At 61.5% G+C, this 17,264-nt stretch carries 17 protein-coding genes and 1 tRNA gene; 10 read left to right on the top strand and 8 right to left on the bottom strand.

The genetic code is table 11. From position 1 onward, the window contains the following. The first annotated feature begins 132 nt into the window (after nucleotides 1–132). The 3 genes from FD715_RS01785 to FD715_RS01795 all read left to right on the top strand — a co-directional run bounded on the left by FD715_RS01785 (nucleotide 133) and on the right by FD715_RS01795 (nucleotide 3,281). The gene (locus tag FD715_RS01785) at nucleotides 133–1,131 is read left to right on the top strand and encodes a DctP family TRAP transporter solute-binding subunit (RefSeq protein WP_147104299.1); all 999 of its coding nucleotides are present in this window, start codon (nucleotides 133–135) and stop codon (nucleotides 1,129–1,131) included. A 79-nt stretch (nucleotides 1,132–1,210) separates the two neighbouring features. Continuing rightward, nucleotides 1,211–1,900 (top strand): TRAP transporter small permease, encoded by a 690-nt coding sequence (locus FD715_RS01790; protein ID WP_147104302.1) that lies wholly within the window; start codon nucleotides 1,211–1,213, stop codon nucleotides 1,898–1,900. Nucleotides 1,901–1,904: 4 nt separating this feature from the next. Next, entirely contained in the window at nucleotides 1,905–3,281 is a 1,377-nt protein-coding gene (locus FD715_RS01795) for a TRAP transporter large permease (protein WP_147104305.1), read from the top strand. 97 nt (nucleotides 3,282–3,378) lie between these two features. On the opposite strand, the gene tpiA is transcribed toward FD715_RS01795, so the two are convergent. Beyond that, a complete protein-coding gene (gene tpiA, locus FD715_RS01800) occupies nucleotides 3,379–4,119 on the bottom strand; it encodes a triose-phosphate isomerase (protein ID WP_147104308.1) in 741 nt (246 codons plus the stop codon). Between the two features lie 82 nt (nucleotides 4,120–4,201). Here tpiA and FD715_RS01805 point away from each other — a divergent pair, with 82 nt between their 5' ends. Beyond that, entirely contained in the window at nucleotides 4,202–5,107 is a 906-nt protein-coding gene (locus tag FD715_RS01805) for an isopenicillin N synthase family oxygenase (protein WP_147104311.1), read from the top strand. Between the two features lie 27 nt (nucleotides 5,108–5,134). Here FD715_RS01805 and FD715_RS01810 read toward each other — a convergent pair whose 3' ends face one another. The 6 genes from FD715_RS01810 to FD715_RS01835 form a co-directional block, all read right to left on the bottom strand. Next, nucleotides 5,135–5,458: a TfoX/Sxy family protein gene (locus FD715_RS01810; protein ID WP_147104314.1), complete on the bottom strand. Its 324-nt coding sequence runs from the start codon at nucleotides 5,456–5,458 to the stop codon at nucleotides 5,135–5,137. Between the two features lies 1 nt (nucleotide 5,459). Then, entirely contained in the window at nucleotides 5,460–5,840 is a 381-nt protein-coding gene (locus FD715_RS01815) for an iron-sulfur cluster assembly accessory protein (RefSeq protein WP_147104317.1), read from the bottom strand. A 14-nt stretch (nucleotides 5,841–5,854) separates the two neighbouring features. After that, a complete protein-coding gene (locus FD715_RS01820) occupies nucleotides 5,855–6,760 on the bottom strand; it encodes a LysR family transcriptional regulator (protein ID WP_147104320.1) in 906 nt (301 codons plus the stop codon). 272 nt (nucleotides 6,761–7,032) lie between these two features. Further along, nucleotides 7,033–8,244 (bottom strand): glycerophosphodiester phosphodiesterase family protein, encoded by a 1,212-nt coding sequence (locus FD715_RS01825; protein WP_147104323.1) that lies wholly within the window; start codon nucleotides 8,242–8,244, stop codon nucleotides 7,033–7,035. 108 nt (nucleotides 8,245–8,352) lie between these two features. Next, complete coding sequence (locus tag FD715_RS01830; protein WP_039687393.1) at nucleotides 8,353–8,715, bottom strand: SUF system Fe-S cluster assembly protein; 363 nt, start codon at nucleotides 8,713–8,715, stop codon at nucleotides 8,353–8,355. 133 nt (nucleotides 8,716–8,848) lie between these two features. Beyond that, the gene (locus FD715_RS01835; RefSeq protein WP_147104326.1) at nucleotides 8,849–9,400 is read right to left on the bottom strand and encodes a phosphoribosyl-AMP cyclohydrolase; all 552 of its coding nucleotides are present in this window, start codon (nucleotides 9,398–9,400) and stop codon (nucleotides 8,849–8,851) included. Nucleotides 9,401–10,405: 1,005 nt separating this feature from the next. On the opposite strand from FD715_RS01835, the gene tgt reads away from it, so the two are divergent. Both tgt and FD715_RS01845 read left to right on the top strand, forming a co-directional pair. Further along, entirely contained in the window at nucleotides 10,406–11,533 is a 1,128-nt protein-coding gene (gene tgt / locus FD715_RS01840) for a tRNA guanosine(34) transglycosylase Tgt (protein ID WP_147104329.1), read from the top strand. A gap of 60 nt (nucleotides 11,534–11,593) precedes the next feature. Beyond that, the gene (locus FD715_RS01845) at nucleotides 11,594–12,385 is read left to right on the top strand and encodes a class I SAM-dependent methyltransferase (RefSeq protein ID WP_147104332.1); all 792 of its coding nucleotides are present in this window, start codon (nucleotides 11,594–11,596) and stop codon (nucleotides 12,383–12,385) included. Between the two features lie 211 nt (nucleotides 12,386–12,596). On the opposite strand, the gene FD715_RS01850 is transcribed toward FD715_RS01845, so the two are convergent. Next, nucleotides 12,597–12,989 carry a DUF4149 domain-containing protein gene (locus tag FD715_RS01850; RefSeq protein ID WP_147104334.1) on the bottom strand — a complete coding sequence of 131 codons (393 nt, stop codon included), beginning with the start codon at nucleotides 12,987–12,989 and terminating at the stop codon, nucleotides 12,597–12,599. A gap of 317 nt (nucleotides 12,990–13,306) precedes the next feature. Here FD715_RS01850 and lon point away from each other — a divergent pair, with 317 nt between their 5' ends. From lon to FD715_RS01870, 4 genes are all read left to right on the top strand, one after another. Next, nucleotides 13,307–15,715 carry an endopeptidase La gene (lon, locus tag FD715_RS01855; protein ID WP_147104337.1) on the top strand — a complete coding sequence of 803 codons (2,409 nt, stop codon included), beginning with the start codon at nucleotides 13,307–13,309 and terminating at the stop codon, nucleotides 15,713–15,715. Nucleotides 15,716–15,903: 188 nt separating this feature from the next. Further along, a complete protein-coding gene (locus FD715_RS22700) occupies nucleotides 15,904–16,368 on the top strand; it encodes an HU family DNA-binding protein (protein ID WP_223274698.1) in 465 nt (154 codons plus the stop codon). Between the two features lie 57 nt (nucleotides 16,369–16,425). Then, a tRNA-Val gene (locus FD715_RS01865) sits at nucleotides 16,426–16,500 on the top strand. A 171-nt stretch (nucleotides 16,501–16,671) separates the two neighbouring features. Continuing rightward, entirely contained in the window at nucleotides 16,672–17,244 is a 573-nt protein-coding gene (locus FD715_RS01870) for a histidine phosphatase family protein (protein WP_147104340.1), read from the top strand. Nucleotides 17,245–17,264: the final 20 nt, after the last annotated feature.

Below are 17,264 nucleotides of genomic sequence, written 5' to 3' on the forward strand. Positions count from 1 at the left end.
ACGTAAACAAAAAGAAAACGTGAACCCCACCGTACGGTCTGCTTTTCTCCGGATCGCTGTCCCCGCGGGGACACCACCTGACGTCCCCGCGGGGACAGCGATAAAAACACGACCTCTGGGAGGAGACAGACCATGAAATTCCTGACCGCCGCCGCATTGGCCCTGACCGTCAGTGCGGGCGCCGTGGCCGCTGCCTGTGACGATGGCGAAATCGTCATCAAGTTCAGCCACGTCACCAACACCGACAAGCACCCCAAAGGCATCGCCGCCTCGCTACTGCAAGAGCGCGTGAACGAGGAAATGAACGGCAAGGCCTGCATGGAGGTCTTCCCGAACTCGACCCTCTACAACGACGACCAGGTGCTCGAAGCGCTGCTGCAAGGCGACGTCCAGATGGCCGCGCCCTCGCTGTCGAAATTCGAGCAATTCACCAAGCAATTCCGCATCTTCGACCTGCCGTTCATGTTCAAGGACATCAACGCCGTTGATGCCTTCCAGGCGTCCGAAACAGGTCAGGCGATGAAGGAAAGCATGACCCGCCGCGGCCTCTTGGGCCTCGCATTCTGGCACAACGGCATGAAGCAGATGTCGGCCAACACGCCGCTAAACTCGCCCGCTGATGCAAGTGGCCTGAAGTTCCGCGTCCAGAACTCTGACGTGCTGAAGGCGCAGATGGCCGCCCTTGGTGGCTCGCCCCAGCCGATGGCATTCAAGGAAGTCTATGGCGCGCTGCAAACCGGCGTTGTGGACGGCCAAGAGAACACCTGGTCCAACATCTACGGCCAGAAATTCTTTGAGGTTCAGGACGGCATCACAGAAACCAACCACGGCATCATCGACTACCTCGTCGTGACCGGCACCGACTTCTGGGACGGTCTGCCCGACGACGTGCGCGACCAGCTGTCGACCATCCTCGCCGAAGTGACCGAGATGCGGAACGGCGAGTCGACCCGCGTGAACGAAGAGGCCAAGCAGGCCATCATCGACGCCGGTGGCGTGGTCCGTCAACTCGACGCGGCACAGCGCGAGGAGTGGGTCGCGGTGATGAAACCCGTCTGGGACCAGTTCAAGGATGACGTCGGTCAGGACAACATCGACGCAGCACAGGCGTTCAACGCCGCTACGAACTAAGGCACACGCCTGACGTTCCCGCGCCTCGGGACTTTGACCCCGGGGCGCGTATTTCCCAATAAAACCTGAGGTTTCCGTGATGTCCGGGGCGTATGTACCCAAAGGGCCTGTGGGCCGCTTTGTCCATGAATTCGAGGAAACGATGATCGCCCTGCTGCTCGCGGGCATGACCATCGTGACCTTCATCAATGTCGTGCTGCGCTACGGCTTCAACACCGGGCTCATCTGGGGCCTCGAGATGGTGACGTTCCTGTTCTCGTGGCTGATCCTGTTCGGTGTGTCCTACGCCGTGAAGATCACCGCGAACCTCGGCGTGGACGCGGTCACAAACCTGTTTTCCAAGCCGGTCCGTCGCATCCTCGCACTGATCGCAGGCGCCATCTGCATCATCTATGCTTTCCTACTGCTGAAAGGCGCGTGGGACTACTGGGCCAACTTCGCCAACCTGCCACAGACGACCGGGCGCTGGTTCCCAACGGGGTTTGAAGAGATGAAACGCACGTCCTTCCGCGGCTGGTACGAGGTGGTGGACATCCCCATGCCCGAGTGGCTGCGCTGGATTGAGCCGCTGATGAATGAGGGGGAGGAATACGAGAAAATCCCGCGTTTCATCCCGTATTTCATCCTGCCCTTCGGCATGGCGCTGCTGCTCTTTCGCTTTGTGCAGGCCTTTTTCCGGGTTTGGAGGGGGGAAAACACCTCCTTCATCGTCAGCCACGAAGCCGAGGACGCCATTGAAGACGTCCGCCACATGAACGCCGGAGACTGAACCCATGGAAGTCGCTATTCTTTTTGCGCTCGTCATCGGGCTGATGCTGATCGGCGTGCCGATTGCGGTGAGCCTTGGTTTTTCGTCGATCCTGTTCCTCTTGGTGCTGAGTGACACCTCGCTCGCCTCCATCGCGCAGACATTGTTCCAGGCGATGGCGGGGCATTACACGCTGCTCGCGATCCCGTTCTTCATCCTGGCGTCGACCTTCATGTCGACGGGCGGGGTGGCCAAGCGGATCATCCGGTTTTCCATTGCCATTGTGGGGCATTTCCCCGGTGGTCTGGCGATTGCGGGCGTGTTTGCCTGTATGCTGTTTGCCGCTTTGTCCGGATCCTCACCGGCTACAGTGGTCGCCATCGGGTCCATCGTGATCGCGGGGATGCGGCAGGTGGGGTATACCAAGGATTTCGCGGCCGGTGTGATCGCCAATGCGGGCACGCTGGGCATTCTGATCCCGCCGTCCATTGTGATGGTGGTTTATGCTGCCGCAACAGACGTGTCCGTAGGGCGCATGTTTCTTGCCGGCGTCATTCCGGGCCTGATGGCCGGGACCATGCTGATGGTCATCATCTATGTCATGGCGAAGGTCAAGAACCTGCCGAAAGGCGAGTGGCTTGGCTGGGGCGAGGTTTGGGAGTCGGCCCTGCACGCGAGCGGCGGTCTGTTCCTGATCGTGATCATTCTGGGCGGCATCTATGGCGGTATCTTTACGCCGACTGAAGCTGCGGCTGTGGCCGCTGTCTATGCGTTCCTGATTGCTGTCTTTGTCTACCGGGACATGGGGCCGCTGGCGACGCCGGAGGGGGAGCGGAACCATTCGTTGTTGTCCAAGCCCTGGGCCATCGTCACCGCCTTTGTTCACCGCGACACCAAGAATGCGCTGTTTGAGGCGGGCAAGCTGACCGTGACGCTGATGTTCATCATCGCCAATGCGTTGATCTTGAAGCATGTTCTGACGGATGAGCAGATCCCGCAGCAGATTGCCTCGGCGATGCTGGATGCGGGCTTTGGCCCCGTGGTGTTTCTGATCATCGTGAACGTGATCCTGCTGATTGGCGGGCAGTTCATGGAGCCGTCTGGCCTGTTGGTGATCGTCGCACCGCTGGTCTTTCCTATCGCCATCGAGTTGGGGATCGACCCCATTCACCTCGGGATCATCATGGTGGTGAACATGGAGATCGGGATGATCACGCCGCCTGTGGGGCTGAACCTGTTCGTGACCTCCGGCGTTGCGGGCATGCCGATGATGCGGGTGGTGAAGGCGGCACTGCCGTTTCTGGCCGTTCTCTTCGTCTTCCTGATCATGGTGACCTATATTCCGGCCATTTCGACCTGGCTGCCGACCCTGATGATGGGACCGGAGGTGATCATCAACTGATCTGAATGACGCCTTTGGCGACACGATTCATTTTTTCTGACGAGGGGGCTCCGCCCCCTCGAACTCCCCCGCGGTTTAGTGGGCGAAATGAAGTGGATCAGGACGCGGCGAGGGCGTCGATGATAGGCTGGAAATCCGACGCTTTCAGAGAGGCGCCGCCGACAAGGGCACCGTCGACGTTTTCGGCCTCGAAGATCTCGGCTGCATTGGTGGGTTTGACCGAGCCGCCGTAGAGGACGCGCATGTTTGCACCTGCGTCGCCGAAGCGGGCGGTGAGCTTGGCGCGGATCATGTCGTGGGTTTCCACGATCTGTTCCATGGTGGGGATGCGGCCGGTGCCGATGGCCCAGATGGGTTCGTAGGCGATGACTGTGTTGTCGGCGGTGGCCGTGTCGGGCGTGGAGCCGTCGAGTTGCGCTGCGATGATGTTGAGGCAGTCGGGGCCGAGGCGTTCCTCTTCGCTTTCGCCGATGCAGATGATGGCGGTGAGCCCTGCGGCGTAGGCGGCTTCGGCCTTGGCCCGGACCTGGGCGTTGGTCTCGGCGTGGTCGGCGCGGCGTTCGGAGTGGCCGACGATGACGGACGTCGCGCCTGCGTCCTTGAGCATGGAAGCGGCGATATCGCCGGTGTGGGCTCCAGAGGCGTTGGCATGGCAATCCTGGCCACCGATTTCGACCGCGCTGCCCAGGGTGACGTCGGCGGCGCGGGTGAGCAGAGGCGCAGGGGGGCAGATGAGGATTTGCAGGCTGTTCTCGCCGCCGGTGAGCGTGGACAGTTCTGCCAGCATCTCGGGCGTGCCGTTCATCTTCCAGTTGCCTGCTGCCAATTTGCGCCGCATCGTCATCCCTTTCCTTGGTTGGGTTGGTCCTAGCATCGGGGCATGGGCTGCGCTAGGGCTGCGCCAAAATGGAGTGTGTGACATGATCCCACGGTTGGATGCGGCGGCTTTGGCAGCAGGCGATGCGGAGAGTCTTGCCGCACTTGGTGAGGCGGCGACGGGGGTTGGCTTTGCCACTGTTTACAGCACCGCGCTGTCGGCAGAGCGGGTGGAGGAGGCGATTGAGACCTATCGTGCGTTCTTTCATTTGCCCGAGGCGGAGAAGCGGGCCGTGGACATGGCCCGGACCGGGTCGAACCGGGGCTGGGGCGCGCCGGGATCGGAGCAGGTCGATCCGGAGGCGAACCCGGATTACAAGCAGTTCTTTGATGTGGGGTTTCAGCTGCCTGAGGGACATCCCCTTGGGGACAAGCGATTTTATGCGCGGAACCTGTGGCCGGAGGAGCCCGCGTTTAAGCGTGTGATTTCAGAATATTACGGCGATGCGCTGGATGTGGCAAAGGGGCTGCTGCGCGCCATTGCGCGGTCCATCGGGGCGGATGCGGCGCATTTTGACGGGGCGTTTGAGACGCCTATGGCGCTGTTGCGCGGCAACTTTTATCCGGCGCGGCCCGATTGGGCGGGGGCTAAGGATTTCGGGATCGCGACCCATACGGATTATGGGTGTTTGACCCTCTTGGCGACGGATGGGTCGCCGGGGTTGGAGGTGCGCAAGCGTGGCGGAGGGTGGATCCCGGTGAGTGCGCCGCCGGGGGAGTTCATCATCAACTTTGGAGAGATGCTGGAGTTTTGGACGGCCGGTCGGGTCAAGGCGACGCCGCATCGGGTTGTCGGTGGGCTGGCCGAGCGCATCTCGATCCCGATGTTTTTCAATCCGACCTATGATGTGAATGTGGCGCCGGAGGGGTCGGGGCAAGTGATGCTGGCGGGGGATCACTTGTCGGCGCGGTTTGAAGAGACCTATGTGCATTTGCAAGGGAAGTCATAGAGTTATGGTGCGCAGTGAATGCGCACCCTACAGATGGGTGAGCGCTTCGCGGGCGAGGTTGGAGGCTTCTTCGGCGTCTTCGAGGGCGCTGTCGGGCATGATCCAGTAGGGCATCGCGGTTTCGGACTTGCCGGGGCGCTGGTAGGTCCAACGCTCCATGCCGAGGGCGTCATAGCGGTCGATCATGTCGCCCTGGCCCTTCAGCATCAGGCGGCCGTCGCGCATCATCACGGCAAAGATCGTGCCGCCGGAATAGACGCCGATGCCGCCGAACATCTTGCGGGTGGTGAGATCTGGTACGCCGGAGAAGAGGTCGAGGACGTGGTCGATCTCTTCGTCCGTGAGGGCCATGTCAGCCTGCGTTTTGTTCGGCTTGCAGTTCTTCGACGTCTTTGAACGAGATCGACTCGCCGCAGCCGCAGGCATCGGTGACGTTGGGGTTGTTGAACTTGAACCCGCTTTCGAGCAGCGAGGTTTCGTAGTCGATTTCCGTGCCGAAGAGGAACATCTGGGCCATGGGCGCGATCATCACGCGCGCGCCATCCTGTTCGACGGTCTCGTCGTTGGGGTCGGCTTCGTCGACGTATTCCATGGTGTATTCCATGCCTGCGCAGCCACCCTTTTTCACGCCGATGCGGAGGCCGGAATGGCCCTCTTTCTCCATCAGTTTGGAGATTTGCGCGGCGGCGCGGGGGGTTATGCTGACGGCGTTTTTGCCGGGGATGGAAAACATGGGAACCTCCGGGGTTATCCGACCGATAAGGTAGGGCTTTCGGCGGCGTCCCGCAAGGGGCGGGGGCGTTTGAGAAAGCCGCTGATGGCGTCGAGGGCGGCGCGGATGGCGGGGTCGTGGCGCGTGTCCTGGTGGCAGACGAGCCATTCTTCGGATGTCAGCGCGTCGACGATGCCGGAGACGCGGACGAGGCCGGGGGCCGTGTCGGCGGCGAAGGTGGGCAGGACGACGCGGCCCACGCCGCTTTGCGCGAGCGCCATGCGTACTTGCGGGTCGTTCGAGACGGCGACCATGTCGTCGCCGTGGTGGGCTATGGTCCACGCTTCGGAGGGCAGGGTGGCGGTGTCGTCGCTGGGGCCGATCCAGCCCTTCACGTTCGCCGAGGTGGCGTAGATGGCGTGTTCGACATGACCGGTGCGGCGCCCCGCCAGCCAGTCGTGGTTTGGGCGGCGGTTGCGGATGCCGATGTCGACCTCGCGCCGTTCGATGTCCATGTCGAGGTTGCAGCTGACGAATTCGGGGGTCCAGCGGTCACCCTGGCGCCAGTAGGTGTCGAGGTGGCGCGCGAGGTATAGCATGGTCCAGGTGCCCGCCGAGATGCGCACGCGGGGCGGGCCGGACTGGGCGGCGGACCAGTGGGCGATGCCGCGGGCGGCGGCCTCCATCTTTTTGGCCTGTTCCAGTAGGGCGCGCCCTTCGGTGGTGGGGGTGTAGCCCGCCGCGCCGTGGGCAAAGAGCCTGCGGCCGGTGCGCTGTTCGAGGGCCGTCATGCGGCGCGAGAGGGTGGCCTGGCTGAGACCTGTCTCGTGCGCGGCACGGGCGAGCGAGCCGTGGCGGGCCACGGCGGCGAAGAGCCCGTAATCTGTCCAGTCGGTGATTTGCATGATTGCAAGTGTAGGTGCGGAACCGGGGTCTGACAATGCGGATCGCACTGCGCCATATAGGGTGCAGAACGAAAGGACATCCTATGCTACATCCTTACAAGTCCTTGGAAACGCAAAGTATTTATACACAAGAGCAACGCATATTTACAGAAATGCAAGAGGCAGAGCAAAATCGCAAGCGCAGGCGGCGTCGTCGCCGGATGCTGATGTGGGTTCTGCGCCGTCTGTGAGCCGAGAAAAAAGGGCCGCCGGGGAAACCGGCGACCCTTTCGAGCCTGTGGCGCGCGGGGATGGCGCGGGGGTACGGGTTACAGGCCCATGCAGTTTGCGTAGTAGGTGACCGTGGCAGGCCAGTCGGAGAAGACGCCCACGACGCCCACGTCCTGCGCCAGCACATCCAGCAATTCGTAGTAGACGCCGTCATGTGTGGTCGCCTCGGCAATGGACTGGAAGTACCAGCCGCCGCCCGAACCTAGTGGGCCGGAGCGTTCGAGCGTCCACGTGATGATGTTCAGACCGGCGGCCTTGGCTTCCTTGGCGTAGGCCGAGGGAACGATTTGGCCGTTTTCCATCGTGACCAGCATCCAGAGCGGCGGGGCCACGTAGCGCACGCCACGCTCGTAGAGGCTCTCCATGCTGTCGGGGTAGGTGGCGGGGTCGTTGGCGTCGAACCCGTCGATGTTGTAGCTGTCATCGAGATAGACGGCCTGTGCGCCGAATTCGGGCTCGGCCTCGATCCAGTAAAGCACGTCTTCGAGATTGAAGCTTTGCAGCCAGACGTCGGAGGCGGGGATGCCTGCGGCCTTGTATTCATCGACCAGCTTTTGCGCGTAGTCTTCCTGGCTGAAGCCGTTATGGGGCATCTCCACCGAGGGGGTCTTGAGTTCGGGCGTGAACTTGGCGCCAAGGGAGGCGAAAAGCTCGATCGACTCCGCGTGCGTCATCAGCGTGGCGCCATCGGTGTAGAGGTCGGTGCGCCAGTCGGCGATGCCGCCCTGAAACTCCTCGGCCGTGGTGGCAGAGGCGTCTGAGCTGTCCATTTTCGGTGTCAGTGTCTGGAATTCGGCGAGCGTCAGTTCCGATGTGCGGCACTCGGCTGTCGCATCGGTGTCGCCGCTGGCGGGCGAGAAGGGCGTGACGCAGGTGTCGGCCAGATCGGTGAGCAGGATGTTCGTGGTCGTGTGCAGGTCGTTCTGCGCGTGGCGGCAGACCAGTTCGTGATCTTCGGTAAAGGTCACGTCACATTCGAGGATGCCTGCGCCCATACGCGCCGCCGCCACGTTCGATTCAACCGTGTGTTCGGGAAACAGTAGGGGCGCGCCGCGGTGGCCGATGGAGAAGTCGGATTTGGCGGGCGTCTGGCCCTGGCAGCTTTGCAGCTTGGACTTCAGCTCGCCCTCGGGCAGCTTGTCGATGAGGAAGGCCGGACGGGGGCCGTAGTCGATGGCAACGGGTGCCGTTTCGGCGAGAAGGGCAGCAGGGGCCGACGCGAGCAGCAGGCAGGCAGCGGTAAGGCGCATTTTTCGTATTCCTTGCAAGGGTCTTGACCCAGACAAGATGACGATACCGTGTGACGGTTTCTCAATGCGTTGATGATGGTTTTGTGACGGTGGGCGATCGGCCGCCGATTACATGAAACCCAGTTCGAGCCGCGCCTCGTCCGACATCATCTCCATGCCCCAGGGCGGCTCCCACGTGAGTTCCACGTCGACCTGTTTGACGCCTGGCAGCGGTTCGACCGCATCGGCGACCCAACCGGGCATTTCGCCCGCGACGGGGCAACCTGGGGCTGTGAGTGACATGATCACCTTGACCTCATTCTCGGGCGAGATGTCGATCGTGTAGATCAGGCCGAGTTCATAGATGTTCACCGGGATTTCAGGGTCATAGACCGTGCGGCACGCTTCGACCACCGCCTCGTGCAGCGGGTGGTCGGTGGAGGAGGGCGCGATCAGCGGCGTGCCTTCCATCTGGTCTGTGGGCTGGTTCATGGTGACCCCGTACTGGTTCCTGACCGTTTATATAGGGAAACGGGATCAGGGGGTAAAGGGTTTGGATGTCGGCTGCACCCAACTGGCGGTGGTCCAGCCGACACCCGGTCCGGCACGCCTGCCGGAACTCTGCTTACGCGTCTGCGGGTTCTTCAGGCGTAAACGGAATAGAGGAGTGATGCAGGACGATCTTCATCTCGCCATCGTCCATGTGCTGGATGCCAAAGGTGTATTCGACCTTGATCTCTTCGCCGTCGGTCGTTGTGAAGAAGTAGTTGCCCATCGCCATGGCTGTGTCACCGATGATGGTCGTGCCTTCGTTTTCCCAGCGCACGGCGGTGTAGGGTGCGATGGCAAAGCCGCCGTCTTCTTCGATGCTGCCGCCGACGAAGTAGGACAGCGCCTCGTCAAAGGTGCCGCGGAACTGGTCTTCGCTCGCGAGGGTGGGTTTGAAGAGGACGTCCGCGTCGCCGTAGGCATAGAAGGTTTCGATGTGCTCGCGCGCGGCGGCTTCGTAATCGCCACCATCGGTGTGGACCTGGCCGATATTCACGATCCCTTCGCCCCAGGCGGTTTTGAATTCGGTGACCTTTTCCGGGGTCAGTGCGTGTTTGTCGGCGGATCCGGCGACGCCCGCGGTGGCGGCGATGGCAAGGGCGGACGTGAGGGTCAGTGTCTTCAGCATACGGCTCTCCTTGGGTTGGGTGTGCCCGGCGTTGGGCGCAGTAGCCAAGATGTGGGAGGGCGGTGTGTGCGAAACCAATCGAAAGAAGCGTGATTTCCCATAGCTTTTCTGTATGGAGCGGGTGTGGCCGACATGTGTGCCGACGAAAATGGGCGCATCCGATGTGGATGCGCCCGCCCTCCGTGAGTGGTCGCAAAGGGTCGTTAATGCAGTCCGGCGTGAATTTCCCAAAGCACAGATCTGTGCGTGCCGGACTGCGGGGTGGTGACGGGTCGGTCGCATTGGGTGCTGCCGAAAGATGGAAAAGAGGTGCAGCGCGTCGATAGCGGGAGGTGCGCGGCTGCCGATGTGCTTTGATCCCGTGTCCGGGCGATGCCGGTCGTGACGTGGGCGCGCGACAGGGGGTGTCTGATGACCTGTCCTGCAGGATCGGACACATGAGGGAAGATGCCGGGTGCGAGACAGGGTGTGCTTGGCCCAAAGGACGGGGACGCAACGGCAAATGATGGCTCTCGCGCATCAATGTCCCGGCCTGTGGGCATCTTGCTGGTCTCCTAAAGTCGCATTCAAAAAGGTCTTGGTGTGGGAACACGCAATAAGCGTCGTGGCTTGACGTTGTGTCAGCAACCCCGGCAAAGGCGGGCTGGCGGAGCTTTGCCTGTGTGCTGGCGGTGCTTTGCCGAATGGCGTCAATTCTACCAGAAAACGTGAACGCAGTCGGTGTTTGATGCGCAATGCGCCGCCGCATTTGAGGCAGCGGTGCCCATTTATTGTGCACGCGGAGCGGGTGCCGGATCTTTGCGTTGGCGGGCTACCGGGCGATATGTCCGCCTGTTGCAAGGGCAGCGAGGCACGCATTTCCGTCCGGCCAACGGTGTTTAGGAGGCCAAGCCGGTGCCGTTTGGCAGATGTGGCAAAGCGCGGGCGCGCGACCGCATTTTCCGCCGTGTGCGTGGACGCGCAGCAGGGGCTTGGCATTTTCGCGTCTGCGCGGCATGAGGGCGCATGAGCAGTTTCTCCTTTGATCTTCAGGCGACCGATGGGCGTGCGCGCACCGGTGTGATCTCGACCCCGCGGGGCGAGATCCGCACGCCTGCCTTCATGCCTGTGGGCACGGCCGCCACCGTCAAGGCGATGATGCCGGAAAGCGTGCGCGCCACGGGTGCGGACATTCTGCTGGGCAACACCTATCACCTGATGCTGCGCCCGACGGCCGAGCGGATTGACCGCTTGGGCGGGCTGCATAAATTCATGAACTGGGAGCGGCCCATTCTGACCGACAGCGGCGGGTTTCAGGTGATGAGCCTTGCGGGGCTGCGCAAGCTGACCGAAGAGGGCGTGACGTTCAAATCCCACATCGACGGCTCCAAACACGCCCTCACGCCGGAGCGGTCGATGGAGATCCAGCGCCTCTTGGGATCCGACATCGTGATGTGTTTTGACGAATGCCCGGCGCTGCCTGCGGACCGGACCCGTATTGCCGACAGCATGCGCCTGTCCATGCGGTGGGCACAGCGGTCGCGCGATGCCTTTGGTGACAGGCCGGGCCATGCGCTGTTTGGCATTCAGCAGGGCGGGCTTGAACAGGATCTGCGCGAGGAAAGCGCCCAGGCGCTGAAAGAGATCGGGTTCGAAGGCTATGCGGTGGGCGGCCTGGCCGTGGGCGAGGGGCAGGAGGCGATGTTCGGTTGCCTCGACTATGCGCCGGATCAGTTGCCCGTAGACAAGCCGCGCTATCTGATGGGCGTGGGCAAGCCGGACGACATCGTCGGTGCGGTCGCGCGCGGCATCGACATGATGGATTGTGTGCTGCCGTCACGGTCAGGGCGCACGGGACAGGTGTTCACCCGGCGCGGGGTCATCAACATCAAGAACGCGCGCCATGCTGACGATCCGCGCCCTCTGGACGAGGCGTGCACCTGTCCGGCCTGTTCCAATTATTCCCGAGCCTATTTGCATCACGTGTTCCGGGCGCAAGAGATGATTTCGGGGATGCTGCTGACCTGGCACAACCTGCATTACTATCAGGAGATCATGCAGGGCATGCGCGACGCGATCGCGGCGGGCACCTTCGAGGCGTGGCAGGCAGAATTTCATGCGATGCGCGCGCAGGGCGATATAGACCCCCTTTGACAGGGTCTAACAGCGCATGGTTTTCCAACATTTGATCGCGTAGCAATTGAGAGGTGCGTCATGATCCTGAAACGGCTGCTGCAAAAACTTGGCGATGTAATCGGGCGGCCGCGCGCCGAAGCGCCCTGGCTGGACATGCTGAACAGCGGCACCTTTCCGATGGGTCATGAGGAGGCGTTCAAGTACACGTCGGGTCAGATTCCGATCCCGAACGAAGTGTTGCGCCAGACGGTCAGCCGCCCTGATCTGGGCGGGTTCTATTTCATCGGCGAAAGCTGGTCGTTGGTTATTTCACAGCTGTTGCAGGGCCTGCCGGGGCCGCACTTCAACGTGCTGGATGTGGGATGCGGTGTTGGAAAGACGGCGCGTTTTCTAACGCTGGATCCCCGGATCAATTATATCGGCTTTGACATCTTCAAACCGGCCATCGACTGGGCGAACGATGCCTTTTCGCCAGTTGTGGGCAGGCGGTTTCAGTTCGTGCATTTCGACGGCATTTCCAAGTTCTACAATCCCGGCGGCACGATCCCCGCGACAGAATACCAGTTTCCTGCCGAGGATGAGACTGTCGATCTGGCCTTTGCCGCAAGTCTGTTCACGCATCTTTATGAAGATGACATGCGGGCCTATCTGCGGCAGACGGCCCGCGTGCTGACACCGCATGGTCTTGCGCTTTACTCGATCAAGGAGGTGCGGGGTGATCAGGCGCAGGAACCCATCAGCGGAACGGAGCAGAGCATCGAGATGACCCGCGACTTCTTTGTGCAATGCGCACGGGAGGAGGGATTGGAATTGCATGACCCCGGGCGCGTCATCTGCGGGCAAAGGGCTGTTGTCCTGCGCAAAGCCTGAGGTTTCGCAGTCAGGGTCAGGAATACCTCCATCGTGTGTCGTGGGCGGCGCTGCTAGGGTCAGCCCAGTCACGCACCCTGGGGGGGACCGCCATGCAATTTGCCGTGTTTTCGTTTGTCTGGTTTTCAGTATCTGCTCTGGCGGTCCTCACTCTGGTGTGAGTGGCGGGGTTGGTGCGTTTCGCGCGTGCCAGCCCTTCGCTTCATCGGAATTACGCTGCAATCAGCGCCAGCGCCCATCCCGCCATGCCGATCTGCGCAAGCTGGATCACGACGCTGACCCCATGCAGCATCTTGAACCGTCCCGCATTCTCCGCATCGGTCGCCGCGTTGATCTGAAGCATCAGCATCTGGCGCGCATAGACTGTGCTGAGCGCGATGCCGATCAGCAACCAGGCGGCCAACGTGCTGACAAAGTAGGCGACAATCCCGGTTATGGCAGCCGTGCCGATCACCCACAGGTAATAGTGCGGAAACGTGTTGCGGATGCCGCGCCGCGCGTCGTCCGGGCCGTAAACGGCAAAGAGCACGGCGGCAAAACCGAAGGAAAACAGCGTCATCCCGCCAAAAAGCAGGGCGGTGAGCAGCAGCGCGAACGTGGTCATAAGTCAAATCCTCCTGAGCGATGGGATTTAGGCCGTCTGCCCACGGATCAAGCAGTGTGCGGAGGCGCAGATTGCCGCACAGTCATGTGCTTTTTCAGGTATCTTGGGGGTGTTGTGGCGCGGACCACGACAATTTGTGCCAAAAAACTGGGGACAGTTTGCCCGGCCCCATTGCACCCTTGCCCCGTGCGCGTCAGGATACACCTTGAAACCCGAGGGCTGGGATCACAGATCAGACAGTCCGAACCACGGAGACAGCCAACGGTTGCCGCAAAGCGGGGCCACGCTGTCTTGCCAATGATAAGGAACTTTTGAGCATGCAAGAGCCACTCAACGCCTCTTACCCGGTGCTGCCGTTACGCGACATTGTGGTTTTCCCCCACATGATCGTGCCCCTGTTCGTGGGCCGCGACAAGTCGGTGCGCGCGCTGGAAGAGGTCATGGCAGACGACAAGCAGATCCTGCTGTCGAGCCAGATTGATCCGTCCGAGGACGACCCCGAAGCCTCCGGCATCTTCAAGGCTGGCGTGCTGGCCAATGTGCTGCAACTGCTGAAATTGCCCGACGGCACCGTGAAGGTGCTGGTCGAAGGGCAGGCGCGGGTGCGCATCACCGAATACCTGGACAACGACAACTTCTTCGAGGCGCGCGCCGAGTATCTGACCGAGATGCCGGGTGACGTCGCCACGACCGAGGCGCTGCTGCGGTCCGTCGCCGACGAGTTCGAGCGTTATGCCAAGGTGAAGAAGAACATTCCCGAAGAGGCGCTGGCCGCTGTCGGAGAGACGACCGAGCCTGCGAAACTGGCCGACCTGGTGGCCGGGCATCTGGGCATCGAGGTCGATCAAAAGCAGGACCTGCTTGAGACGCTGGCGGTGAGCGAGCGTTTGGAGAAGGTCTATGGCCTGATGCAGGGCGAGATGTCTGTGTTGCAGGTCGAGAAGAAGATCAAGACCCGCGTGAAGTCGCAGATGGAGCGGACGCAGCGCGAGTATTACCTGAACGAACAGATGAAGGCGATCCAGCAGGAGCTGGGCGATGGCGAGGACGGCAAGAACGAAGTTGCTGAACTTGAAGCGAAAATCGCCGAGACCAAGCTGTCGAAAGAGGCCAAGGAGAAGGCCGAGGCGGAGCTGAAGAAGCTCAAGAACATGTCGCCGATGTCTGCCGAGGCCACTGTGGTGCGCAACTATCTTGACTGGATGCTGTCGATCCCGTGGGGCGTGAAATCCCGCGTGAAGAAAGATCTGGGCCGGGCGCAGAACATTCTGGACGCCGACCACTATGGCCTTGAGAAGGTCAAGGAGCGGATCGTCGAGTATCTTGCGGTGCAGCAGCGCTCGAAGAAGATGAAGGGCCCGATCATGTGCCTGGTCGGTCCTCCGGGTGTGGGTAAAACCTCGCTCGGGAAGTCGGTTGCAAAGGCGACGGGGCGCGAGTTTATCCGCATCTCTTTGGGTGGTGTGCGCGATGAGAGCGAGATTCGCGGCCACCGGCGGACATATATCGGCTCGATGCCAGGCAAAATCATTCAAGCGCTGAAAAAGGCCAAGACGACGAACCCGCTGATCCTGCTCGATGAGATCGACAAGATGGGGCAAGACTTCCGGGGCGATCCGGCTTCGGCGATGCTTGAGGTGCTGGACCCGGAGCAGAACGGCACGTTTGTGGACCACTATCTTGAGGTCGAATACGACCTGTCGAACGTGATGTTCCTGACCACGTCGAACAGCTACAATATGCCTGGGCCACTGCTGGACCGGATGGAGATCATTCCGCTGGCCGGCTACACCGAGGATGAAAAGCGCGAGATTGCGAAGCAGCATCTGATCGCCAAGCAGGTCAAAAACCATGGTCTGAAAGCCAAGGAGTTTGAGCTGCAGGACGAAGCGCTGAGCGACATCATCCGCTACTACACGCGGGAAGCTGGCGTGCGGAACCTGGAGCGTGAGATCGCCAAGGTGGCACGGAAATCGCTGACCAAGATCGTCAAGAAAGAGGTTGAGGAAGTTGTTGTAACCTCTGAAAATCTTGATGATTTTCTTGGTGTGCGGAAACACCGTTACGGGTTGGCCGAGCAGGACGATCAGATCGGTGTGGTGACCGGGCTGGCGTGGACATCGGTGGGCGGTGATTTGCTGCACATCGAGGCGCTGAAGCTGCCGGGCAAGGGTCGGATGAAGACCACCGGTAAGCTGGGCGATGTGATGAAGGAATCCATCGACGCGGCGTCGTCCTATGTGCGGTCAATCAGTCCCGAGATCGGGGTGAAGCCGCCGCAGTTCGACAAGATCGACATCCACGTACACGTGCCGGATGGTGCAACGCCCAAGGATGGGCCGTCTGCGGGCCTCGCTATGGTGACGTCGATTGTGTCGGTGCTGACTGGCATTCCGGTCCGCAAGGATATCGCCATGACCGGCGAGGTATCCTTGCGCGGCAACGCGATGCCCATCGGTGGCCTCAAGGAGAAGCTGCTGGCGGCGCTGCGCGGCGGGATCAAGACCGTTCTCATTCCCGAAGAGAACGAGAAGGACCTGGCCGATATTCCGGACAATGTGAAGGACGGGCTGGAAATCATCCCCGTCACCCACGTGACAGAGGTGCTGAAGCGCGCGCTTGTGTCGAAACCCGACGCCATCGAGTGGGACGAGGCAGCCGAAGAAGCGGCGGCGGCCGCTGCGGCGACTGCGCGTGACACGGGCACGGGTGCCACGGCACACTGAGCTGGATGAAATCGAGAAAGGCGCGTAAGCAATTGCTTGCGCGCCTTTTTTTGTGGCAGCGGCCCTGGCGCAGTGAGCAGGATCGCGTAGAGGTGGCGCAGCACCGCAACCGGATGTCACGGTTGTGGAATAGGAAAGGGTTTCACGGTAGGGTCGCGCGCAAGCAGTCCTGATAAATGAGGCCGAAAATGGCGACCCGCACCACAAAGTCCACAACCAAGACAACGAGCAGCCGCACGCGCAAGCCGCGTGCGACATCGACAAAGACCAAGACGTCGACAACCTCCCCGACATCGAAAACCGAAACGACGACGACATCTAAAACCACGGTCGTCGTCGACGCGCCGACACCGGTCGTGTCCGGCCCGATGATGCGCAAGAAAGAGTTGGTCGAGGCGGTCGTCGCGCGCAGCGGATTGAAGAAGAAGGATGTCAAACCGGCTGTCGAGGCAACCCTGGCCGTGCTGGGGGAGGCGTTGAAAGAGGGGCGTTCGATGAACCTGGAGCCCATGGGCAAGGTCAAGATCAATCGCGAAAAGAAGCTGGCATCGGGCCGCATGATGGTGGCGCGCATCCGGCAGCGTGAGCCGAAACTGAGAGATCTGGCAGAGACGCCTGACAGCCCTGCGGCACCCGATCCTGCGGCGGACTAGTTTTTGGCGCAGCCCCTCTTGCATGGGTCCGCGCAGTTGGCTAAGACGCGCGAACTTGGGTGATTAGCTCAGTGGTAGAGCGCTTCGTTCACATCGAAGATGTCAGGAGTTCGAATCTCTTATCACCCACCATTTACACCCGATGTGCTGAGCGGAACCGGGCCGAGTTTTGAGAGCCTGACCGACGCGCGCCGCCTGTGGCGGCACTTTGGGTCAGGCGTTCAGATCTCTTGTCTCCCACCGTCAAAAGCAGACCAAGCGGTGTGCTTTTGTTGTTTTTGAAGGGGCACAGAAGGGGGCACCGTGGCTTTTCAACCGATCTACGTGATGCGTCATGGCGAGACTGTCTGGAACGCCGAGGGGCGCTTTCAGGGCGCACTGAATTCACCGTTGACAGACACGGGCCGCGCGCAGGCGCAGCAACTGGCCGATACGCTGGCCAACCATGACCTGACCGGGTTTGATGTGCGCGTCAGCCCGCAGGGCCGCGCCTTTGAGACAGCGGCGATTGCGCTCGCACGGCAGGTTCTTGAACTGCACACTGACACCCGCCTGTGCGAGATCGGTGTCGGGCTCTGGTCCGGCAAGCTGAGAAGCGAGGTGGGGCCGGTCGGTGCCGTACTTGAGGACACGCCGGACGGCCCGCTGGCCTTGTACGAACATGCGCCGGAGGGCGAGGGCTTTGCCGCCCTGCGCGTGCGGTGCGAGGCATTTCTGGGCAGCTTGACCGCGCCCACGCTGTGCGTAACCCACGGGATCACGTCGCGCATGTTGCGCGCCGTTGCGTTGGGCGCGCCATCGGCCAGTCTGGGTGATCTTCCGGGCGGGCAGGGCATGGTCTATGTGGTCGAAGACGGGGTGCATCGGCGCTTGTGACATTGCACTTGCGAACCGGG

The organism is Tateyamaria sp. syn59 (genome assembly GCF_007995245.1).
Classification (GTDB): Bacteria; Pseudomonadota; Alphaproteobacteria; order Rhodobacterales; family Rhodobacteraceae; genus Tateyamaria.